The following is a 19,598-nucleotide window of genomic DNA, read 5'->3' on the forward strand; positions in this document are numbered from 1 at the left end:
TTCCAAACGCTAAGGTTATCTTAAGTTTGCTACTGTATCGTGCCAATCATTAATGAATAATTGGTTCTGATTAGCAATGAATGGACGATTCAAGTTACAGTGTAACGCAATCACCTTTATCTTAAGCTGCGCGCTATTTTTCACGCTGTTTCTCAATGCTCTTTTTATACACAAAGCCTGGTCGCTGATCGCCTTCGGCAGCCTAGATAGTTATGTGTTCGCCGCCACGATTCCGCTGGTGATATTCTGCGCGTTGAATATTACTTTCAGCCTGCTGTGCGTGCCATATCTGCGGAAGCCAATCATTATCACACTGCTGCTGGGCAGCGCGGCTGCTAACTATTTTATGTTTAGCTATGGCGTGGTGATCGACGGCAATATGATGCAAAACGCCTTTGAAACCAATGCGCAAGAGGCAACCGCCCTGCTCACGCCACGCATGGGCTGGTGGTTGCTGGGGCTGGGCATATTGCCCGCCGTCGCCATTTGTTTCACCCGGATTGAGTCCACCAAGCCTTGGTGGTACATGCTGGGTCTGCGGGCGGCCAATATTCTGTTATCCATGATGATTATTCTGCTGATCGCCGCGTTATTCTATAAGGACTACGCTTCGCTGATTCGCAATAACAAAAGCATCGTTAAAATGCTCACGCCGTCCAACTACGTTAGCGGTGTGATTGAGTATGCCAAACACAAATATTTCACCAATAACCTGCCACTCATTCGTATCGGTGAAGACGCGCATAAAGGCCCGCAGATTTTGGCGCAACAGAAAAAAACGCTGATGATACTGGTGGTCGGCGAAACTGCGCGCGCAGAGAACTTCTCCCTCGGCGGTTACGAACGGGAAACCAATCCGCGTCTGAAGCAGGATCAGGTGATTTATTTTAAAAACACCGCGTCCTGCGGCACCGAAACCGCCGTGTCCGTCCCCTGCATGTTTTCTAATATGCCCCGTAAAGAATACGATGCGACCCTCGCCAGCCATCAGGAGGGTTTACTGGACATTGTGGCGCTCGCCGGGGTGAATGTGCTGTGGCGGGAAAACGACGGCGGCTGTAAAGGTGCCTGCGATCGCGTTCCTCATCAGGATGTGACGCAGTTAAATCTGACACAGTACTGCGAAGGTGATGTTTGTATGGATGACGCACTGCTGCATAATCTAGACAATTATATCAATGGGTTAAAAGGCGACAGTGTAATTGTTTTACATCAAATGGGGAGCCACGGCCCAGCCTATTATCGCCGTACCACGCCGGAATTTCGCAAATTCACGCCAACCTGCGATAGCAATCAGATTCAGGATTGCAGCCCGCAAGAGCTGGTAAATACCTATGATAATTCCTTGCTGTATACCGATGCGACGCTGGATAAAACCATCAAAATTTTGCAGCAACACAGTGATACATTTAATACGGCAATGGTTTATCTGTCCGATCACGGGGAATCTTTGGGTGAAAACGGCATGTATCTGCACGGAACGCCCTACCTGTTTGCCCCAAGCCAACAAACGCACGTGCCTATGTTGCTGTGGATGTCAGCGGATTATGAAAAGAATTTCGCCATCAATCGCAACTGTTTAAACCAAATGGCGCAGCAGGCTGAGGTTTCTCAGGATAATCTGTTCCATACCATTTTAGGGATGATGAATATTCAGACCAAAGAATATCAGCCTTCATTGGATATACTGCACTCTTGCCACTCACCTGCCTGATGGAAAGAGATTAACGCTTAAAATGATGACCGCTGATGTTCGCCATCGGCGGTTTTATCTGAATAGCGGGACAAAGACCTTTTATCAAACCTATGAATGATAAGGTGATTATTTAAAATCACCTTATTTACAGCCTCGAAAAGCTCTCGGTGTATCTTTTTTTCTTGACCTAGACCAGTCGGTCTATTACGCTAATGGTCATGAACAAGATATTGCACTCTCAAACTGATACCCGCGAACATCTGTTAGCCACCGGCGAGCACCTGAGCTTACGTCTGGGCTTTAACGGGATGGGACTCAGCCTGCTGCTGACTACCGCTGGCGTACCAAAAGGTTCGTTCTATCATTACTTTAAGTCGAAAGAAGCTTTCGGCGAAGCCATGCTGCAACGCTATTTTGATCGCTACGATACTCAAATGCATAACCTGTTTTCCAATCCGCAGGGGGATCAGCGCCAGCACCTTCTGGGCTATTTTGCTCAGGGAATTGGCAATTTTTGCAACAGTGAGTGCCACAACGCCTGTCTGGCGGTCAAACTTTCTGCTGAAGTGAGCGATTTATCTGAGCCTATGCGCCACGCACTGGATACCGGCACCGCTCGGGTCATCCGTCGCTTACAGGACGCGATTGAAAAAGGCATTGAGGAGAAATCCCTGCGGGTGGTTTTATCCGCATCCGCCACGGCAGAAACGCTCTATGCCCTATGGCTCGGCGCCTCGCTGCGCGCCAAAGTGAAACGCTCCGTCGCCCCACTGACCTGTGCGTTAGAAAGTATCGAATTGCTATTACAACCGACAGCCTGATTTAACAGCCACTCATCTCGCCTGCGAGGTAAGTGTCTTACACAAACACTAGACGACTGGTCTATTATTACAGGAATTCTCATGAAGACAGCAAAATTGTTCTCTCCGCTAAAAGTTGGCGCTGTGACGCTGCCAAATCGCGTGTTTATGGCACCGCTGACCCGTTTACGCAGCATGGAACCGGGTGATGTTCCTACGCCGTTAATGGCGGAATACTACGCTCAGCGTGCCAGCGCCGGCCTGATTATTACCGAAGCGACGCAGGTGTCTTTCCAGGCCAAAGGCTATGCGGGCGCACCGGGTCTGCATACTCAGGAACAAATGGAAGCGTGGAAAGAGATTACTCAGGCGGTGCATGATAAAAAGGGTCATATCGCGGTACAACTGTGGCACGTAGGCCGCATTTCACACAGTAGCCTGCAACCGAATCAACAGGCACCGGTCGCCCCTTCGGCTATCGCTGCGGATTCTCGTACCACGGTGCGGGATGAAAACGGTGCTTGGGTGCGCGTTCCTTGCTCAACCCCGCGCGCGCTAGCCTTAGAAGAAATTCCAGGTATTGTGGATGATTTCCGTAAAACCACCGCCAATGCTCGCGAAGCTGGCTTCGATTTCATCGAAATCCACGCTGCTCACGGTTATTTGCTGCATCAATTTATGTCTCCGGCGTCCAACCAACGTACCGATGCCTACGGCGGCAGCATTGAAAATCGCACTCGCCTGACACTGGAAGTGGTAGATGCAACCGCCGCTGAATGGGGCGCGGAGCATATTGGCATCCGCATTTCACCGCTCGGCCCATTCAATGGTCTGGATAACGGGGAAGATCAGGAAGAAGCAGCGCTGTATCTGATCGATGAACTGAACAAACGTAAAATTGCCTACCTGCACATTTCCGAGCCTGACTGGGCGGGGGGTAAGCCTTATTCAGACGCCTTCCGCGACGCCGTGCGCGCTCGTTTCAACGGCGTTATTGTAGGCGCTGGCGCTTACAGCGCTGAAAAAGCTGAAGCGTTGATCGAAAAAGGCTTTATTGACGCCGTTGCCTTTGGCCGCAGTTATATTGCCAACCCGGATCTGGTACAACGTTTGCAGCAGCAAGCGCCCTTGAATACGCCGGACGGTGACACTTTCTATGGCGGCGGCGCTAAAGGTTACACCGATTATCCAACCCTATAATGCCGCGATTTAGCTAAACATCTTAATGCCGGTGAGCGTTTCTCTTACCGGCATTGCTGTATTTAACCGCCATTTGCGATTTCCTCTCGAGCAGCACGCTCATCGATTTACGCCGCGAACGCTGCGCCCCAATGTTAGAGTGTAGAGAAATTTGCCAGCGCTGTGCGGTATTTGACCAACCCGCGCCTGACTGGGCTTATCGGGGTATCTGTGGCGTTCAGGTGACGAGTATCGCGCAACAGCCCATGGAAGAAGCTCTGTCGCAACACATAGTATTGGTGTTTGGTTCAAAGAGTATTCAGAGTCGCGACGGAGGTATCCCCAGCCAGATTGCAGAGTGGATGAATCACCGTCGTAACAATTAAACGCCCTGCATGACGGTATGCCCATCCCTTTCCCGACCCGTGGAGTCAGCTGCTGGGGAAGTCATGGGCAAAGACGACGCTGACCGTCTGATGGGGCGCTTAGCGCCCTTTCTTCTTGCGACCGGGCTGGGCAAAACGCTTGCGGGAAGCGGTGTTATCCGCGGGTTTTTCGACGCTTTTCGGGCGGTTAACGCTCGGTTTTTTCGCGGCAGCAGGCTTGGCCTGCGCTTTTTTTGCCGGTTTCTCGTCAGAGGAGGAATTTTCAATCAGCTTGAATAATTCAATCAACTCATCGTCGGTCAAATCTCGCCACTCGCCCTGCGGCAACCCTTTCAGATTGACGTTCATGATGCGAGTACGCTCAAGTTTGGTGACTTCATAGCCAAAATGCTTACACATACGGCGAATCTGGCGGTTAAGCCCCTGCACCAGCGTAATACGGAACACAAAAGGCGCTTCTTTTTTCACTTTGCACTTTTTGGTTACCGTTCCCAACATCGGCACGCCGGCAGCTAAACCAAGAATAAATTCGTCAGTCACCGGTTTGTTAACGGTCACTACGTATTCTTTTTCGTGATCGTTCCCCGCCCGCAGGATTTTATTGACCAAATCGCCGTGATTCGTCAGGAAAATCAACCCTTGGGAATCTTTATCCAGCCGACCGATAGGGAAAACACGTTTGCTGTGATTCACAAAATCAACAATATTGTCGTGCTCGCCGTCTTCCGTAGTACAAATAATGCCAACCGGTTTGTTGAGTGCGATCAGTACCAAATCATCTTCATTACGCGGCTCAATCAGCTGACCGTTAACTTTCACCACATCCCCGACATAAACCTGATCGCCAACTGAGGCTCTCTTGCCGTTAATAAAAACATTTCCCTGTTCGACGTAACGATCGGCGTCGCGACGAGAACAGATGCCGCTCTCGCTAATGTATTTGTTAAGACGAATGGATGAGTTGGTCAGCATAGTTCTTCCGAAAAGGGCGGACTATACCTTATCCGCGCCGGGTTGCGAAGCCTGTAAAGCCCGATAATTTAAATGGTGCAGGCCCCGTCAAGTAGTGCGGTGCCATAAGAATTGTCGATAGTACATAACCAACGTCCGTCCGGTTCATGGCGAAAAACGTAAGTCGCTTATCGGGACGCTGTCACCGATCCTCCCTGTCCGTCAGGAAAATGCAACACCGTTTCCATCATCACCAATGTATCGCCCGATCCTGCAATAACCTGCATTTCACCCTGCTCAACCACCAGCCGATCCTGAAAACAATCGGAAATAGCAATAAAAGCCCGACGAATATTGTCCGTTCCTCTAGCAATCATGCCGGGTTTCGCCACCAGCGCCGTATCTTCCGCATAGTGCTGCATCAGTGCGTCAAAATCTCGGTTAGAAATCGCCTTATCGCAGGTTTCGATGATTAAGCGTATGGGATGCGTGGTCACGGATTTCGTCCTTATAAAGATAAAGGCTGAGCATTCCCTTACCTTGGCACCCTTCCGGCATCATAGCTCCGTCAACTACCCGCCTGCAGGACAGCAACATCGCCTGAACGCAAAAATACTGATTACAGCGTAGGCAAAAGAAATATCGGCTGCCCCACCAGGGTAGTGAGCAGGAAGATATTGCTATATCATTGATGACTAAGTTTGATTCATGATCACTTATTATTAATTAATTGATAAAAGAGGTATTTCTATGCGCTTACTTCATACCATGATCCGCGTCGGTGATTTGCAACGTTCCATCGATTTCTACACCAAGGTATTAGGGATGCGCTTACTGCGTACCAGTGAAAATACTGAATATAAATACTCGTTGGCTTTCGTTGGCTACAGCGATGAAAGCCAAGGTTCAGTCATTGAACTGACCTATAACTGGGGCGTAGACAGCTACGAAATGGGCACCGCATTCGGTCATTTGGCGCTGGGCGTAGACGACGTAGCGGCCACCTGTGAGCAAATCCGTCAGGCCGGTGGCAAAGTTACCCGTGAAGCCGGCCCGGTAAAAGGCGGCAACACCGTTATAGCCTTCGTTGAAGATCCCGATGGCTATAAAATCGAGCTGACCGAAAATAAAAGCGCCGGTCAGGGTTTAGGCAATTAATCGAGCTGCCCCGTGCTAAAAGCGCCCGAAAGCAATTTCGGGCCGTTGACGTGCAATAGCCGCGAATAGGAAATAGAAGGTCACTGGCGTTAAATCTGATGAGAGTTCCCGCTCGCACGTTCATACTTGCAGCTAACGCCTTTACTTCCCTGATTTTAGAGCAGGTTTTGATCGCGATCCGGCTTCAACCTTGGCGTCTCCCCCTCTTCTGATGATTCCTCCTGCATCGCGCGGAAAAGTTTGACATAATGCGCGCAATATTCGAATGAAGATAAGAAACTAATGGCAGAAAAAAGTGATGTTAACGCCCTGAGTGGCCGTTTTCGTGGGTATTACCCGGTAGTAATCGACGTCGAAACCGCCGGATTTAATGCCAAAACCGACGCATTGTTAGAAATTGCTGCGGTAACCTTACAAATGGATCAGGACGGTTGGCTAAAGCGGGATGAAACTCTGCATTTCCACGTTGAACCTTTTGAAGGCGCTAATTTGCAGCCTGAAGCGCTGGCGTTTAACGGCATCGACCCAACCAATCCGCTGCGCGGCGCCGTGCGGGAATATGATGCATTACACGCCATTTTTAAAGCCGTGCGCAAAGGGCTGAAAGATCATGGCTGTAATCGCGCTATCATCGTGGCTCACAATGCCAATTTCGATCATAGCTTTGTGATGGAAGCCGCCGAGCGTGCCAAACTGAAACGCAACCCTTTCCACCCTTTTGCCACCTTTGATACCGCCGCCCTCAGCGGTTTAGTATTAGGGCAAACCGTGTTGGCTAAAGCCTGCCTGACTGCGGGAATTCCCTTTGATAGCTCACAGGCGCATTCCGCACTATATGACACAGAACAAACCGCAGAACTCTTCTGCGAATTGGTTAACCGCTGGAAACGCTTAGGCGGCTGGCCGCTGGCTATCGCTGACGAATCTTGAGTACAACGGCTCCTTCCCCGAGACGAACGCCCGACTAACCGTCAACTGCCTCTTTAAACGAGGCAGTTTTGCGCGGATTGATTCAATATCAAACGCTCATCGCTTTAATCAATTCGAGCCAAATTCTCTTCGCTTTTTTGTTTGCTATGACTTGTCCAGATGACTCAATAGATTATCTCTATTACATTCAGTATCCATAAAAAATTTTAATTTTTTCTACTCACTTTATATCCGCTACTAGAAATATTTTATTTAATCTATTAAATATCGCTTTAAAATAAATAAAACTCACATATGGAATAACAAAAAAATATCAAATTAGAACTCATAAATTAGATCAAAAAATGATGGAAATAAGAAAAGAATTAAAAGTCACCACCACAACATCACAAACAAAGATCCCTCCTAGACAACAAAATAATAGCGTGATAATTTTGGCGGGATATTATTCATTAAGATAGCAGGATGTTATTCATATAAGTTAATACAATACATCACACAGATAGCATTCTTGATATCAACTAAAACAGCTCCAACGCCAATAAAGCGCAGTACAGTGAACTCAAGCCGGTTACAACTACAGCGCAGATGCACCACAACCTGTGGAACTCCGTAGTCTTACGGTCATAAACGTTTCTTCACGAGGAGGCATACGTAAGCAGGATATATGCTGGGAAATAGTGATAATTAATCAATGAATAAATCTGTGGAAATCATACTGGCAATACCAAAACAATAATCAATTGGCGCCGAGAATAGTAAAAACACGATTACCTCAGCGTGACTCAATATCTTGAAGAAACATTAACCAATAGAATTCACCTCTACCGGGTGATTTTTATTTCCCTGATACGACACAGTTAATCTATTTAATGGATCATTTAATTCTATGGATAAAAAACATATTAAAAATCAGATTTTCTCATGCAATGAGACAACGGCAATAACCCACTCCCCTTTAGCTAAAATATCGGCGTTTATTATTCTTACCTGCGGCGTTTCTGGCAGCACCTCCGTTCTGGCCGAATACGCGGAATTGGTTAGCGGTGATCAGGTTGTTAGAACAGGAGATGTTATTGATTCAGGCGATCGGCAAGCAGTGGAAAATGGCGGTAAAAGCCAAGACGCGACAATAAATCAACGGGGCGTACAAATTGTTCGCAAACACGGTACAACATATGGAACGACTATAAATAAGGATGGAGTCCAGAGCCTGTATGGCAATGGAATCGCCGACTTCACCACCATTAATCCCGGTGGAGAACAAGAGATTGGGTTCAGAGGTCTGGCTAAAAAAACCAAAATAAACGGCGGCACACAAACAATCCATGATGCGGGATTTTCCGCATATGCGGTGATCGAGCAAGATGGAACGCAGTCTATCCAAAATGAAGGGTTAGCCTACGGTACGACCATTGAAAGCGGAAATCAGCATGTGGCAAAAGGAGGTACAGCCGCTCACAGCACGGTAAAAGGCCGCGGCAGACTGAACGTAAGCGCCGGTGGCCGGCTTACGGGTAAAACACTCATCCTTGAACAGGGAACGTTAAACTTTACAGCCGAAAGCCCAGAGGATGTTTTACGCAATGACGGGCAACTGATATTTCAACGCGATGATTACACACTGGATTTTGGCTTAGGCGGGAGCGGCTCCAGCGCTGTGGTACAAAATAGTCCCGGCAACACATTAACCCTGACCCAACCGAGCCACTACTTCTCGGAAACAATAATCAAGCAAGGTACCGTTAAAGCCGCAGAAAAACATGTACTCAGCCCAAACTCTCAGTTTGCAATCCATTCTAATGCGACTCTGGACTTAGGCGGTTTTGATCAAAAGCTTATCGCCCTAAATAATAACGGGACAGTCAATTTCGGCCATTCAGATAAAAGGGGGACGACATTAATCGTCACCGGTGACTACAGCAGTCACTTTGGTCTGTTGCACATGAACGCGACGTTGGCAGGCGACAGCTCCCTTGGCGATAAGCTTATTGTGGAAGGTAATACGTCAGGCCATACGTACGTACAGGTGAACAATCTGGGCGGCAGTGGCGCAAAAACGCTTAATGGCATTGAGTTAATTACTGTAGCGGGCATGTCTGACGGTGTATTTGTTAAAAACAGCCGTATTGTGGCAGGCAGTTATGAATATGACTTACACAGAGGTTCGGGGGATAACCAATCGAATTGGTATCTCAGTAGCAACATGACTGATGACCATACGATAGGAGTCGACGACGTCGAAGCTGAAGAAAGTAGCCTCGATACCCCGCTGGCCCCCATTCCCACACTCACCGATGACGATGAGCTAATCGATGACAATGAGCTAACGGACGAAGAGCCAGAAACAAGCAGCCCAGACACCCCGCACGTTGTCGATCCTGAAATAAGTGTCTCTGAAATAAATGATAATGATATTGACGCATTACCTATCACAGATCCGGAAATAAACAATCCCAATACCACTCCCGTGTCAGAGATACCCAGCATTCCCGCCGGGTCTGATGCAGATCCTGATGTGGATACGAATGTCATGACCTTACGCCCGGAAGCCGCAGCCTACGGCGCCAATCTGTCTGCAGCGAATAATCTGTTTATAACGAGTCTGAATGACCGTTTAGGCGAAACACACTACACAGACGTACATACGGGAGAACGGAGAGCCACCAGCATGTGGCTGCGTAATGAAGGCGGACACCAACGCACCCGCGAATCGCAGGGGCAACTGAGCAGCCTGACTAATCGCTATGTTGTGCAACTGGGAGGCGATATTGCCCAATGGAGTGATAATGCCTGGGGGCATTTCCGGTTGGGGATTATGGCTGGTTACGGCAACAGCAAAAGTAAAACCGAATCCCGAGTCTCCGGTTATAACGCTCGTTCCTCCATCGACGGCTATAGCACCGGTTTATACAGCACTTGGTATGCCAACAGCGAAGAAAAAAGCGGTTTGTATTTAGACAGTTGGGTCCAATATAGCTGGTTTAACAACAGTATTAGCGGGCAGGAACTGGCAACCGAAAGGTACAAATCCAAAGGTCTGACCGCATCAGTGGAAAGCGGTTATACCTTCAAGCTCGCGGGAAACATGGCCAGAAATGCCGCGTACTTTATTCAGCCCAAAGCACAAATGATCTGGATGGGCGTCAAAGCCGATGAACACAAAGAGGAAAACGGCAGCTATATATCCGGTGTCGGTCAGGGGAACATCCAAACCCGTCTGGGGGTGAAAGCCTTTATGAACGGCTACAGCGATTTGGATAAAGGTAACAATAGGATTTTCCAACCTTTTATCGAAGCCACCTGGCTCCACAATACCAAAAGCTTCGGTACGACCTTGGATAGCATGACGGTACAACAGAGTGGAACAGCCAATATTGGCGAGCTGAAATTGGGCGTTGAAGGTCACATCAGTGAAAAGCTTGGCCTGTGGGGGAATGTTGGCCAGCAGATAGGTGGACAGGGATATAGCGATACCGCCGTCATTTTAGGCGTCAAATATCAATTTTGATCCATGAGTCACTCATCAACATTCTGGTAATCAAACCAATATCGGTTGTTCAGTATAGAACTCTCTAATCAGCGGCAATAAAAATGGGTGGCCTTGGCCACCCATTTTTTACGTTCTAACTTATCAGATAATCGCGCGCTTATTCAGCCGCCTGATCTTCCTGTGAACGGTATTTGTCAGCGGTTTCTTTTAATAATTGCTGCAATTCGCCACGTTGATACATTTCGATCATAATGTCGCAGCCGCCGATTAACTCACCGTCGACCCACAGCTGTGGGAAAGTTGGCCAGTTAGCGTATTTTGGCATTTCAGCGCGAATATCCGGGTTTTGCAGGATATCCACATAGGCAAAACGTTCACCACAGGCAGACAGCGCCTGTACGGCCTGAGCGGAAAAACCGCAGCTAGGCAATTTAGGCGAGCCTTTCATGTACAGCAGGATTGGGTTCTCTGCTACCTGGCGCTGAATTTTTTCAATCGTTGTCATCTCTTGCTTCCTCAAGCCATATTATGGCTAACACTGACGTCATTGCGCTTAGCCGTAATAACAATCTATTTGTTGCGTTCAGGTTATTGTAACGACTGTGGCGCCCCGAATAAAACGCCATTTTTTGCAGGGTTTTATCACATCGCGCCTATCTGAATAGGCTCCGCTACATAAATACTCATTGAGAATAACATTTTTACTTCAGCAAATTCAGGAATATCTTTTATAGCCCCCGATTCCAGGATGAAAGCTAACACTATGACAAATGGTTATTTATGACGCATTAGCTGCATAAAAAGGCGGCAATTGACAAGCCATTAACGTTTTCTCACAAAATCTATTAGAATCATATAGCTCTCCGCTTTTTTATACGGCGAGTTTCAGCAATACTGTGAGTCTTCCATCATCCATTTCAGGGTCAAGGTTGGTAGCGTTATTATGCGTTTATTCTTCACGCTCTTTGTGCTGCTGTTTACCCAGCTATTTTTAAATCTGGCACATGCTTCGCCGCAGGCGCGCGTATCTGCCGACCAGAAAAAAAGCCATGTGAGTCAGGCTAGCCCTGACGATCGCAAAAAACGGAAAGTCGATAATAAAAGCAGCAGTAAGAAAGTTAAGCCAGTGACCCAAATTAAAAAGAAAGTTACGGCTAAAACCGCGGCTAAATCGACGACGGGTAAAGTAAGCAAAACCAAAACAACCGCCAACGCGAAAACCTTAACCCAAAAGAAAAGCGTTACGGCTAAAAAAAGCGTTACCCGTAAAGAAACGAAAGTGGCTTATGGGCGACATCGAAATAGCACGAGCAAAAAAGCAGCGGCAGAATTACTCGCGAATAACAAACTAAAACTCAGTCCGGCACATAAAAAGCGCTATCAGCACGCCAAACAGACGGCGATGAGTAAGCTGATGAAACAAGTTGGGAAACCCTATCGCTGGGGGGGATCTTCGCCGAATACCGGGTTTGACTGTAGCGGACTCATTTATTATGCCTACAAAGATGTGGTCAGAATAAAAATGCCGCGCACCGCGAATGAAATGTACCACCTGCGCGATGCCGCGCCGGTTAAACGCGCAGAGCTGGAAAGTGGCGATCTGGTGTTCTTCAATATTGCTAATCGCGGCGTCGCCGATCACGTTGGAGTTTATTTAGGCAACGGGAAATTTATCCAGTCTCCGCGTACCGGCGAAGAAATTCGCATCAGTATGTTAGATAACGATTACTGGCAAGGCCATTACGTTGGGGCGCGCCGCGTCGTGACCCCTAAAACTATTCGCTAAAACTATTTGCTAAACGTACTCGTTAAAATCATGCTCTCAAACTTTCGCTCCGCCGGTTTATTGGCCGTCGGAGCGTTTCTACCCGGCTCTCAGCCCCTGTGTTCCACCAATCGAATAACCCATCGCCAATCACTTTAACTCTGTGTGGTTAAACCTGGTTTTCCAGTGGGAAATTGATAATATTGATACCCATAACAACTATATGACAATTATTTATCCGCTCGTCGCCACCGGGATCGCCCTGGCGCATCCGGTGATTTGATGGGCAAACACCCTGAGTCATCCCGAAAGGAGAAAGCAATGTCTTTTGAATTACCTGCACTGCCTTATGCAAAGAACGCCCTTGAGCCTCATATCTCGGCAGAAACGCTGGATTATCACTACGGCAAGCACCACAACACCTACGTGGTAAACCTGAATAATTTGATTAAAGATACCGAGTTTGCTGGTCAATCGCTGGAAGAGATCGTAAAAACCTCCACTGGCGGTATCTTCAATAACGCCGCTCAAGTATGGAATCACACCTTCTACTGGAACTGCCTGGCGCCAAACGCCGGTGGCGAACCGAAGGGCGCAGTAGCCGAAGCGATCGCCGCATCTTTTGGGTCTTTCGCGGAGTTCAAACAACAGTTTACCGATGCTGCCGTGAAAAACTTTGGCGCGGGTTGGACCTGGCTGGTGAAAAAACCGGACGGCTCGCTGGCGATCGTGAGCACTTCTAATGCAGCAACGCCGCTAACCACTTCGGATAAACCATTGCTGACTGTCGATGTGTGGGAGCACGCTTACTATATCGATTACCGCAATGCGCGGCCGACTTATCTGGAAAACTTCTGGGCGCTGGTTAACTGGGCGTTCGTAGAGAAAAATCTGGCCTGATTAGCTGGCTAATATCAAGGGCGGATAACGGCTCCGCCCTTCTCGCTCAAAATCTGTACAGTTCTAAAACAGTCAGGGTTTAGTTCATTACCGCTGTAAAGCTAAAGATCATAATCACTGCCAACGAACCAATAGTAGTAATCAATGACATTTTCAGATCAGTATCCATATAAACTCCTCAGTCGGTTAATTTGGGTGGATAAAGGCACATAGTTAGTGTGTAAAACGATTTTCCCACAGTTCGAGAATAAAATCTTGTTATCATTACTCACTTTATAACGTTGATTAGATCTTTCACTTTTTCTTTAAATCGGCCAAAATCCGCAGTTCATTACTGCGTACCGACCAATAACGCCTAAAAACCCCTTTCAGACTAGCGCGCTGACGAAAATAACCAGCGGAACTGATGATATCTGTCTGAAAGGGTTCGAACAACGCAGGCAAACGATTAACATAATACTTACCTGCTGTAACAGGTCAGTTTAGGAGTCATTCTTTTTATGGCAACGATTAAAGATGTGGCCAAACGCGCGGGCGTTTCCACCACCACCGTTTCGCACGTCATCAATAAAACACGTTTCGTCGCCGAAGACACCAAGGCCGCCGTGTGGGCCGCCATTAAAGAGCTGCACTATTCGCCCAGTGCCGTCGCACGAAGCCTGAAAGTCAATCACACTAAATCGATTGGTTTGCTAGCCACTTCCAGCGAAGCACCCTATTTTGCGGAAGTGATCGAAGCGGTAGAAAATAGCTGCTATAGCAAAGGCTATACGCTGATTTTGTGTAACTCTCATAATAATCTGGATAAGCAGAAAGCGTATCTGGCTATGCTGGCGCAAAAACGCGTCGACGGTTTGCTGGTAATGTGTTCCGAGTATCCAGAGCAACTGTTGGGCATGCTGGAAGATTATCGCAATATTCCGATGGTAGTCATGGATTGGGGCACCGCGCGCGGCGATTTTACCGACTCCATTATTGATAATGCCTTTGAAGGCGGTTATTTGGCTGGCCGTTATCTGATTGAACGCGGTCATCGCGATATTGGAGCCATTCCGGGGCAACTGGCTCGCAATACTGGCGGTGGGCGTCATCAGGGCTTTATCAAAGCGTTGGAAGAAGCCAATATTAAACTGCGTGATGAATGGGTGGTTCAAGGGGATTTTGAACCGGAATCCGGTTATAAAGCCATGCATCAAATCCTAACGCAGAAACATCGCCCAACCGCGGTATTCTGCGGCGGCGATATTATGGCTATGGGCGCTATTTGTGCTGCCGATGAATTAGGTTTACGCGTTCCGCAGGATATTTCGGTGATCGGATATGACAATGTGCGAAATGCGCGCTATTTCTCACCGGCACTGACCACTATTCATCAGCCAAAAGAACGTTTGGGCGAAAGCGCCTTTGCAATGTTGCTGGATCGCATTGTCAGCAAACGTGAAGATCCCCAAACCATTGAAGTACATCCAAAACTGGTTGAACGCCGTTCTGTTGCTGATGGTCCTTTCCGCGATTATCGTCGTTAAAACCGCTGTGGGAAGCCGTTTAGCCCGTTGAAACGGCTTCCCGCGTGTTTTCTACACCGTCCCCCGCTCGCAGCCATTCGGCATTCAGCGTTTCCGTATCCCCAAGGTACTCCAGCAGCCACGCCATAGCGGGCGAATGGTTGTTTTGCTCCCAGCTCAGGCAGCAAGGGCTATCTGGCAAGGGCTGAGCCAGCGTAATAATCACCAGTTTCCCCTGTTTGGCCAGCGGCTCGACGCGATGCGCCGGAACCATACCAATACATAAACCGTCACACAGACAGTCAATGCCCGTTTGCCAATCCGGTGCCACCAGCCGTCGCTGGTTGTCCAGCGTCCAGGTATCGCGCTTCGGCAGATTACGGGCAGTGTCCTCAATGCAGAGCGAAGGGTAAGGCCGCAGCTGATCGTCGGTCAAAGGGCCGCTCTGAGATGCCAGCGGATGAGTGGCACTGACCACGCAGTGCCAGTTCATAAACCCCATATCACGGAAGGTAAAGCGCCCACCGACTGGCACCGCACGCGTCGCACCAATAGCCACATCGGCACGACCATCCGCCAGCGCATCCCACACGCCGTTGAATACCTCAAAATGCACCCGCAGTTCGATATCGGGGAAATGACGATAAAAATCCAGCACCAACTGACGGCTGCGTAACGGCTTCACAATAATGTCGATAGCAATATCCAGATGGCCGCGCCAACCGTTAGCGACCTGCTGACATTGACGACGCGTATCAATCATTTTTTTGATAACAGTTCGCGCTTCTTTAATAAACAGCGCTCCCGCTGCCGTCAGTTCCACATCGCGGTGTCGTCGTTCAAACAGTGGCACTGCCAGCCATGTCTCGAGTTGTCTGACCGTATAGCTGACGGCAGAAGGCACGCGATGCAGTTCTTGTGCAGCAGCGCTAAAACTACCGGTTCTGGCAACCGCATCAACCACTTCCAATGAATATTCCGACCACATTGCCTTGCCTTCAATTATTTTCACACCAGTATGCAAATATTACCGTTTCACAGGGGAATAGCCAGCCGGATAGAATGCCCCCCGCATTAATTCTCCTGCAAAGATAACCTGCTTTCGGATTGTAGCCAGGCGGCAACGCCGCGAATCCCAAGGAACCGAGCCACTAAGTGACTGGGGTGAGCGAAGGTAGCCAACACCGCTGCGGTTCGAAAGATAACGGGTATACAGATAAACGAGATAAATAACGAAAATGAAAACATCCACTAGCTTTATGTTCTACCTCGCCGGTCTGAGCATGTTGGGATACCTTGCCACGGATATGTACTTACCCGCTTTTGGCGCCATGCAACAAGATTTGCAGGCTTCGGCTGGCTCGATCAGCGCCAGTTTGAGCATTTTTCTCGCCGGATTTGCCATTGCACAATTAGTCTGGGGACCTTTATCCGATAAATTGGGGCGGAAACCTGTGTTGTTGCTCGGTTTAAGTCTGTTTGCCTTCGGCTGTTTGGGAATGGTTTGGGTGCAAACGCCGGTACAACTGTTAGCATTACGTCTGGTTCAGGCCGTGGGAGTTTGTTCCGCTGCGGTGACCTGGCAAGCGCTGGTGATTGACCGTTATCGCGATGGCAAGGCCAATCGGGTCTTTGCCACTATTATGCCTTTGGTCGCCCTTTCTCCTGCGTTAGCACCCCTGCTGGGCGCCTGGTTACTGAACCACTTTAGCTGGCGCGCCATTTTCGTGGTGCTATTGGCGATTACTCTGCTGCTGTTGATTCCGACTGCTTTATTAAAAGAAAAGCAAAAGAATGCGCAAAGTAGTGAGAGCGAGAAAGATAATCTTAACTTCTGGCAGATTATTAAATCGCCGCTATTCAGCGGAAACGTGATGATTTTCGCCGCTTGCAGCGCTGGTTTCTTTGCCTGGCTAACCGGCTCACCCTTTATTTTGGGCGATATGGGCTATAGCCCGAATGTGATTGGCCTGAGCTACGTCCCGCAAACCCTGGCTTTCTTGCTGGGTGGTTACGGCTGTCGCAGCGCACTGAATTACATGAAAGGCAATACTCTATTACCGTGGCTTCTGGTTGGTTACGCTTTAAGCATGATCGCCCTGTATCTGGTGGCGACCCTAACAGAACCTAACCTGCTGACTTTATTAATTCCATTCTGCGTGATGGCGCTGGTCAACGGTGCCTGTTACCCGATTGTGGTGTCAAATGCATTAATTCCTTTTCCCAATAACACCGGGAAGGCCGCCGCATTGCAGAATACCCTACAGCTGGGAACCTGTTTTATTGCCAGCATGTTGGTGTCAGCCTTTATTACTCAACCGTTATTAGCCACCGTGACTGTCATGGTGTTGACGGTATTATTTGCAGCGCTGGGTTATTTCATACATTTATATGCCACAAATAAGGATGACTCTGATAATCAAAGAGAATTAATCTCAGAGAGTCATCATTCCTAAGGGAAATTATTACAGCCTTTCTAACGCGCCGAGACAGATTTATTATTGAGAAACCTTTCCGGCGCGCCTATACTCGATCCCAGTTATAAATAAAGCCGTTAGAAAAAAGTCATATTAGTTTCATATTTTGTACACGTTGATCGCGTTACATTTATCCTTAAGGATGAGTGAACCTAGTGCCAAACGCAGTAGATTTACTTCTTAATCTTCCTCTGTCCGTAGTTGGATATCAGACACCAAGGTAGCCAATACCTATTCGGTATGCGCCTGCAATTTTTTCGTTTATTGCGGGACATCAGTCAGAAGAAAGTGATGGAGAAACTATGAGTTCATCCTGTATAGAAGACCAAAGTATTCAAGAAAATCCGTGGTATCGCATTGTGAATGAGATGTTGAGCCAGGCCGATATTGAAATCAATGGTTCAAGACCTTTCGATATTCAGGTTCATAATCCTGATTTCTTTAAGCGCGCATTGCAGCAAGGCTCGCTGGGACTCGGGGAAAGTTATATGGACGGATGGTGGGACTGTGAACGACTGGACATTTTTTTCCAGCGCGTGCTACGAGCCGGTCTGGAAAAGAAACTCCCCCGCCATTTCAAAGATACCTTACGCGTCGCAACCGCCCGCCTGACTAACCTGCAATCGAAAAAACGCGCCTGGATCGTCGGCAAAGAACATTACGATCTCGGTAACGATCTGTTTAGCAGAATGCTAGACAGCCACATGCAATATTCCTGCGGATACTGGAAAGACGCCGCCAATCTGGAACAAGCGCAGGAACATAAACTGCGCATGATCTGTGAAAAACTGCGGCTGAAACCCGGCATGAAACTGCTGGATATCGGCTGTGGCTGGGGGGGATTATCCGCTTTTGCCGCCCGTCATTATGGCGTTTCCGTTCAGGGCGTCACCATTTCTGCCGAACAGCAAAAACTGGCGCAAGAGCGCTGCGCCGGACTGGATGTCACTATCCTGCTGCAAGACTATCGAGATTTGCATCAACAGTTTGACCGCATTGTTTCCGTCGGTATGTTCGAACACGTTGGGCCAAAGAACTATCCAACCTATTTTGAAGTCGTCGAACGCAATCTAAAACCCGATGGTCTGTTCTTGCTGCATACTATTGGCGCGAACCGTAGCAATCTGAGCGTTGATCCGTGGATTGACCGCTATATCTTCCCTAACGGCTGCCTGCCTTCGATTCGACAAATTGCCGACGCCAGCGAGTCGCGGCTCATTATGGAAGACTGGCACAATTTTGGCGCTGACTATGATCGCACGCTGATGGCGTGGTACGAAAAATTCCGCGCCGCGTGGCCAGTTTTGTCTGAAAAATACTCGGAACGATTTGAGAGAATGTTCAGCTATTACCTGAATGCCTGCGCCGGTGCGTTCCGCGTCAGAGATATTCAGCTATGGCAGGTATTGTTTAGCCCGCGCGGCGTTGATGGCGGTCTCCGCGTTCCTCGCTAACGTCTGATTCACGGGATCAAAAAAAGGGATACGGCCAAGGCTGTTATCCCTTTTCTTTTTTTCAGGCCGATTAAAGCAGCATTTGCTCCACAGCGCGGCGCTTGCTTCGATTCAGCGCTGTAATGTTAAGATTGCGCTTTAGCCGCCATGTCACTGGCCAAATGCGCCGCCGCGCCGGCGATATCCCGCTGAGCCAATATACGTTCTACCGTTTCGACCACCGCCTGGGTTTGCGGATCGATTTCAATATTGACGGTCTGCCCCAAACGTTTTTTGCCCAAAGTGGTGCGTTCCAGCGTTTCCGGAATCAAATGCACGCAGAAACGTTTCCCTTCTACTTCGCCAATGGTCAGGCTGATGCCGTCGATACCGATAAAGCCTTTGTGCAACACGTATTTCATCAAATCTTCACTTGGCATACGGAACCAGATCTGGCGATTATTTTCAGACGTGTAGATTTTGGCAATCTCGGCGGTGCAGGTAATGTGGCCAGACATCAGGTGCCCACCAATTTCATCGCTGAATTTAGCCGCGCGCTCCAGATTCACCATATCGCCAACCTGTAGCTGACCCAAATTGGTAATGCGCAGCGTTTCTTTAATCAAATCAAAGCTGACCAAATCGCCTTCCACCTTGGTCACCGTGAGGCAGCAACCGTTGTGAGACACAGATGCGCCTAAAGCCAGCTCTGGCAACATATCCGTAGGGAATTTGATGACGTGGGTGCGAAAATTGGCCTTTTCATCGATGGCCACAACTGGCGCGGTGGCCTTAACAATACCAGTAAACATAGGCAATGCCTCTTATTCGTTATCTATAGCGAGGAAAATTATCTTGATTGACCTCAGTTTGCCCTAGAAAAACCGGAAAACCAATTCGCGAAAGGTAAAAATCTGCAAGGTTA

General features: G+C 48.5%; 17 protein-coding genes and 1 pseudogene. 12 read left to right on the forward strand and 6 right to left on the reverse strand.

Features of this window, described 5'->3' with window-relative positions:
• The first annotated feature begins 76 nt into the window (after window positions 1-76).
• From eptA to ACQ4OC_RS04100, 4 genes are all read left to right on the forward strand, one after another.
• Window positions 77-1,714 carry a phosphoethanolamine transferase EptA gene (eptA, locus tag ACQ4OC_RS04085; RefSeq protein ID WP_430970955.1) on the forward strand — a complete coding sequence of 546 codons (1,638 nt, stop codon included), beginning with the start codon at window positions 77-79 and terminating at the stop codon, window positions 1,712-1,714.
• A gap of 200 nt (window positions 1,715-1,914) precedes the next feature.
• Window positions 1,915-2,517: a TetR/AcrR family transcriptional regulator gene (locus tag ACQ4OC_RS04090; RefSeq protein WP_064518278.1), complete on the forward strand. Its 603-nt coding sequence runs from the start codon at window positions 1,915-1,917 to the stop codon at window positions 2,515-2,517.
• Window positions 2,518-2,598: 81 nt separating this feature from the next.
• Window positions 2,599-3,696, forward strand: coding sequence for an alkene reductase (locus tag ACQ4OC_RS04095; RefSeq protein ID WP_064513955.1), 1,098 nt, complete (start codon window positions 2,599-2,601; stop codon window positions 3,694-3,696).
• 131 nt (window positions 3,697-3,827) lie between these two features.
• Window positions 3,828-4,061, forward strand: coding sequence for a hypothetical protein (locus ACQ4OC_RS04100; RefSeq protein WP_430970956.1), 234 nt, complete (start codon window positions 3,828-3,830; stop codon window positions 4,059-4,061).
• 99 nt (window positions 4,062-4,160) lie between these two features.
• Here ACQ4OC_RS04100 and rluF read toward each other — a convergent pair whose 3' ends face one another.
• Window positions 4,161-5,033 (reverse strand): 23S rRNA pseudouridine(2604) synthase RluF, encoded by an 873-nt coding sequence (gene rluF / locus ACQ4OC_RS04105; protein ID WP_120805551.1) that lies wholly within the window; start codon window positions 5,031-5,033, stop codon window positions 4,161-4,163.
• 68 nt (window positions 5,034-5,101) lie between these two features.
• A pseudogene (locus ACQ4OC_RS04110) lies at window positions 5,102-5,509 on the reverse strand (YybH family protein).
• 253 nt (window positions 5,510-5,762) lie between these two features.
• On the opposite strand from ACQ4OC_RS04110, the gene gloA reads away from it, so the two are divergent.
• The 3 genes from gloA to ACQ4OC_RS04125 all read left to right on the forward strand — a co-directional run bounded on the left by gloA (window position 5,763) and on the right by ACQ4OC_RS04125 (window position 10,611).
• On the forward strand, window positions 5,763-6,170 hold the full coding sequence (gene gloA, locus ACQ4OC_RS04115; RefSeq protein WP_430970957.1) for a lactoylglutathione lyase: 408 nt from the start codon (window positions 5,763-5,765) through the stop codon (window positions 6,168-6,170).
• Window positions 6,171-6,452: 282 nt separating this feature from the next.
• On the forward strand, window positions 6,453-7,100 hold the full coding sequence (gene rnt / locus ACQ4OC_RS04120; protein WP_064513959.1) for a ribonuclease T: 648 nt from the start codon (window positions 6,453-6,455) through the stop codon (window positions 7,098-7,100).
• Window positions 7,101-7,989: 889 nt separating this feature from the next.
• On the forward strand, window positions 7,990-10,611 hold the full coding sequence (locus tag ACQ4OC_RS04125; protein ID WP_430970958.1) for an autotransporter outer membrane beta-barrel domain-containing protein: 2,622 nt from the start codon (window positions 7,990-7,992) through the stop codon (window positions 10,609-10,611).
• Window positions 10,612-10,750: 139 nt separating this feature from the next.
• On the opposite strand, the gene ACQ4OC_RS04130 is transcribed toward ACQ4OC_RS04125, so the two are convergent.
• Window positions 10,751-11,098, reverse strand: a complete 348-nt coding sequence (locus ACQ4OC_RS04130) for a Grx4 family monothiol glutaredoxin (protein WP_049600144.1) — start codon at window positions 11,096-11,098, stop codon at window positions 10,751-10,753.
• A 438-nt stretch (window positions 11,099-11,536) separates the two neighbouring features.
• Here ACQ4OC_RS04130 and ACQ4OC_RS04135 point away from each other — a divergent pair, with 438 nt between their 5' ends.
• The gene (locus ACQ4OC_RS04135; protein WP_430970959.1) at window positions 11,537-12,379 is read left to right on the forward strand and encodes a C40 family peptidase; all 843 of its coding nucleotides are present in this window, start codon (window positions 11,537-11,539) and stop codon (window positions 12,377-12,379) included.
• Between the two features lie 300 nt (window positions 12,380-12,679).
• Window positions 12,680-13,258, forward strand: a complete 579-nt coding sequence (gene sodB / locus ACQ4OC_RS04140) for a superoxide dismutase [Fe] (protein ID WP_064513968.1) — start codon at window positions 12,680-12,682, stop codon at window positions 13,256-13,258.
• A gap of 79 nt (window positions 13,259-13,337) precedes the next feature.
• Here the strand turns inward: sodB and ACQ4OC_RS04145 are convergent, their stop codons facing one another.
• Complete coding sequence (locus ACQ4OC_RS04145; protein WP_120805555.1) at window positions 13,338-13,427, reverse strand: YnhF family membrane protein; 90 nt, start codon at window positions 13,425-13,427, stop codon at window positions 13,338-13,340.
• A 331-nt stretch (window positions 13,428-13,758) separates the two neighbouring features.
• On the opposite strand from ACQ4OC_RS04145, the gene purR reads away from it, so the two are divergent.
• On the forward strand, window positions 13,759-14,784 hold the full coding sequence (gene purR / locus ACQ4OC_RS04150) for an HTH-type transcriptional repressor PurR (RefSeq protein ID WP_049600138.1): 1,026 nt from the start codon (window positions 13,759-13,761) through the stop codon (window positions 14,782-14,784).
• 19 nt (window positions 14,785-14,803) lie between these two features.
• Here the strand turns inward: purR and punR are convergent, their stop codons facing one another.
• On the reverse strand, window positions 14,804-15,751 hold the full coding sequence (gene punR / locus ACQ4OC_RS04155) for a DNA-binding transcriptional activator PunR (protein ID WP_064513970.1): 948 nt from the start codon (window positions 15,749-15,751) through the stop codon (window positions 14,804-14,806).
• Between the two features lie 250 nt (window positions 15,752-16,001).
• Here punR and punC point away from each other — a divergent pair, with 250 nt between their 5' ends.
• A complete protein-coding gene (gene punC, locus ACQ4OC_RS04160) occupies window positions 16,002-17,219 on the forward strand; it encodes a purine nucleoside transporter PunC (RefSeq protein WP_064513972.1) in 1,218 nt (405 codons plus the stop codon).
• A 323-nt stretch (window positions 17,220-17,542) separates the two neighbouring features.
• Window positions 17,543-18,694 carry a cyclopropane fatty acyl phospholipid synthase gene (cfa, locus tag ACQ4OC_RS04165; RefSeq protein ID WP_064513974.1) on the forward strand — a complete coding sequence of 384 codons (1,152 nt, stop codon included), beginning with the start codon at window positions 17,543-17,545 and terminating at the stop codon, window positions 18,692-18,694.
• A 125-nt stretch (window positions 18,695-18,819) separates the two neighbouring features.
• Here cfa and ACQ4OC_RS04170 read toward each other — a convergent pair whose 3' ends face one another.
• The gene (locus ACQ4OC_RS04170; RefSeq protein ID WP_064513976.1) at window positions 18,820-19,485 is read right to left on the reverse strand and encodes a riboflavin synthase; all 666 of its coding nucleotides are present in this window, start codon (window positions 19,483-19,485) and stop codon (window positions 18,820-18,822) included.
• Between the last annotated feature and the right edge of the window lie 113 nt (window positions 19,486-19,598).

Origin of the sequence: Yersinia sp. J1 (genome assembly GCF_050586585.1) — a bacterium.
In the GTDB taxonomy this organism is placed as follows: domain Bacteria; phylum Pseudomonadota; class Gammaproteobacteria; order Enterobacterales; family Enterobacteriaceae; genus Yersinia; species Yersinia entomophaga.

Excerpts from the sequence above, each read along its gene's own strand:
- eptA (WP_430970955.1), top strand. The coding sequence starts at position 77 with ATGAATGGACGATTCAAGTTACAGTGTAACGCAATCACCTTTATCTTA.
- ACQ4OC_RS04090 (WP_064518278.1), top strand. The coding sequence starts at position 1,915 with ATGAACAAGATATTGCACTCTCAAACTGATACCCGCGAACATCTGTTA.
- ACQ4OC_RS04095 (WP_064513955.1), top strand. The coding sequence starts at position 2,599 with ATGAAGACAGCAAAATTGTTCTCTCCGCTAAAAGTTGGCGCTGTGACG.
- ACQ4OC_RS04100 (WP_430970956.1), top strand. The coding sequence starts at position 3,828 with ATGTTAGAGTGTAGAGAAATTTGCCAGCGCTGTGCGGTATTTGACCAA.
- rluF (WP_120805551.1), bottom strand. The coding sequence starts at position 5,033 with ATGCTGACCAACTCATCCATTCGTCTTAACAAATACATTAGCGAGAGC.
- gloA (WP_430970957.1), top strand. The coding sequence starts at position 5,763 with ATGCGCTTACTTCATACCATGATCCGCGTCGGTGATTTGCAACGTTCC.
- rnt (WP_064513959.1), top strand. The coding sequence starts at position 6,453 with ATGGCAGAAAAAAGTGATGTTAACGCCCTGAGTGGCCGTTTTCGTGGG.
- ACQ4OC_RS04125 (WP_430970958.1), top strand. The coding sequence starts at position 7,990 with ATGGATAAAAAACATATTAAAAATCAGATTTTCTCATGCAATGAGACA.
- ACQ4OC_RS04130 (WP_049600144.1), bottom strand. The coding sequence starts at position 11,098 with ATGACAACGATTGAAAAAATTCAGCGCCAGGTAGCAGAGAACCCAATC.
- ACQ4OC_RS04135 (WP_430970959.1), top strand. The coding sequence starts at position 11,537 with ATGCGTTTATTCTTCACGCTCTTTGTGCTGCTGTTTACCCAGCTATTT.
- sodB (WP_064513968.1), top strand. The coding sequence starts at position 12,680 with ATGTCTTTTGAATTACCTGCACTGCCTTATGCAAAGAACGCCCTTGAG.
- ACQ4OC_RS04145 (WP_120805555.1), bottom strand. The coding sequence starts at position 13,427 with ATGGATACTGATCTGAAAATGTCATTGATTACTACTATTGGTTCGTTG.
- purR (WP_049600138.1), top strand. The coding sequence starts at position 13,759 with ATGGCAACGATTAAAGATGTGGCCAAACGCGCGGGCGTTTCCACCACC.
- punR (WP_064513970.1), bottom strand. The coding sequence starts at position 15,751 with ATGTGGTCGGAATATTCATTGGAAGTGGTTGATGCGGTTGCCAGAACC.
- punC (WP_064513972.1), top strand. The coding sequence starts at position 16,002 with ATGAAAACATCCACTAGCTTTATGTTCTACCTCGCCGGTCTGAGCATG.
- cfa (WP_064513974.1), top strand. The coding sequence starts at position 17,543 with ATGAGTTCATCCTGTATAGAAGACCAAAGTATTCAAGAAAATCCGTGG.
- ACQ4OC_RS04170 (WP_064513976.1), bottom strand. The coding sequence starts at position 19,485 with ATGTTTACTGGTATTGTTAAGGCCACCGCGCCAGTTGTGGCCATCGAT.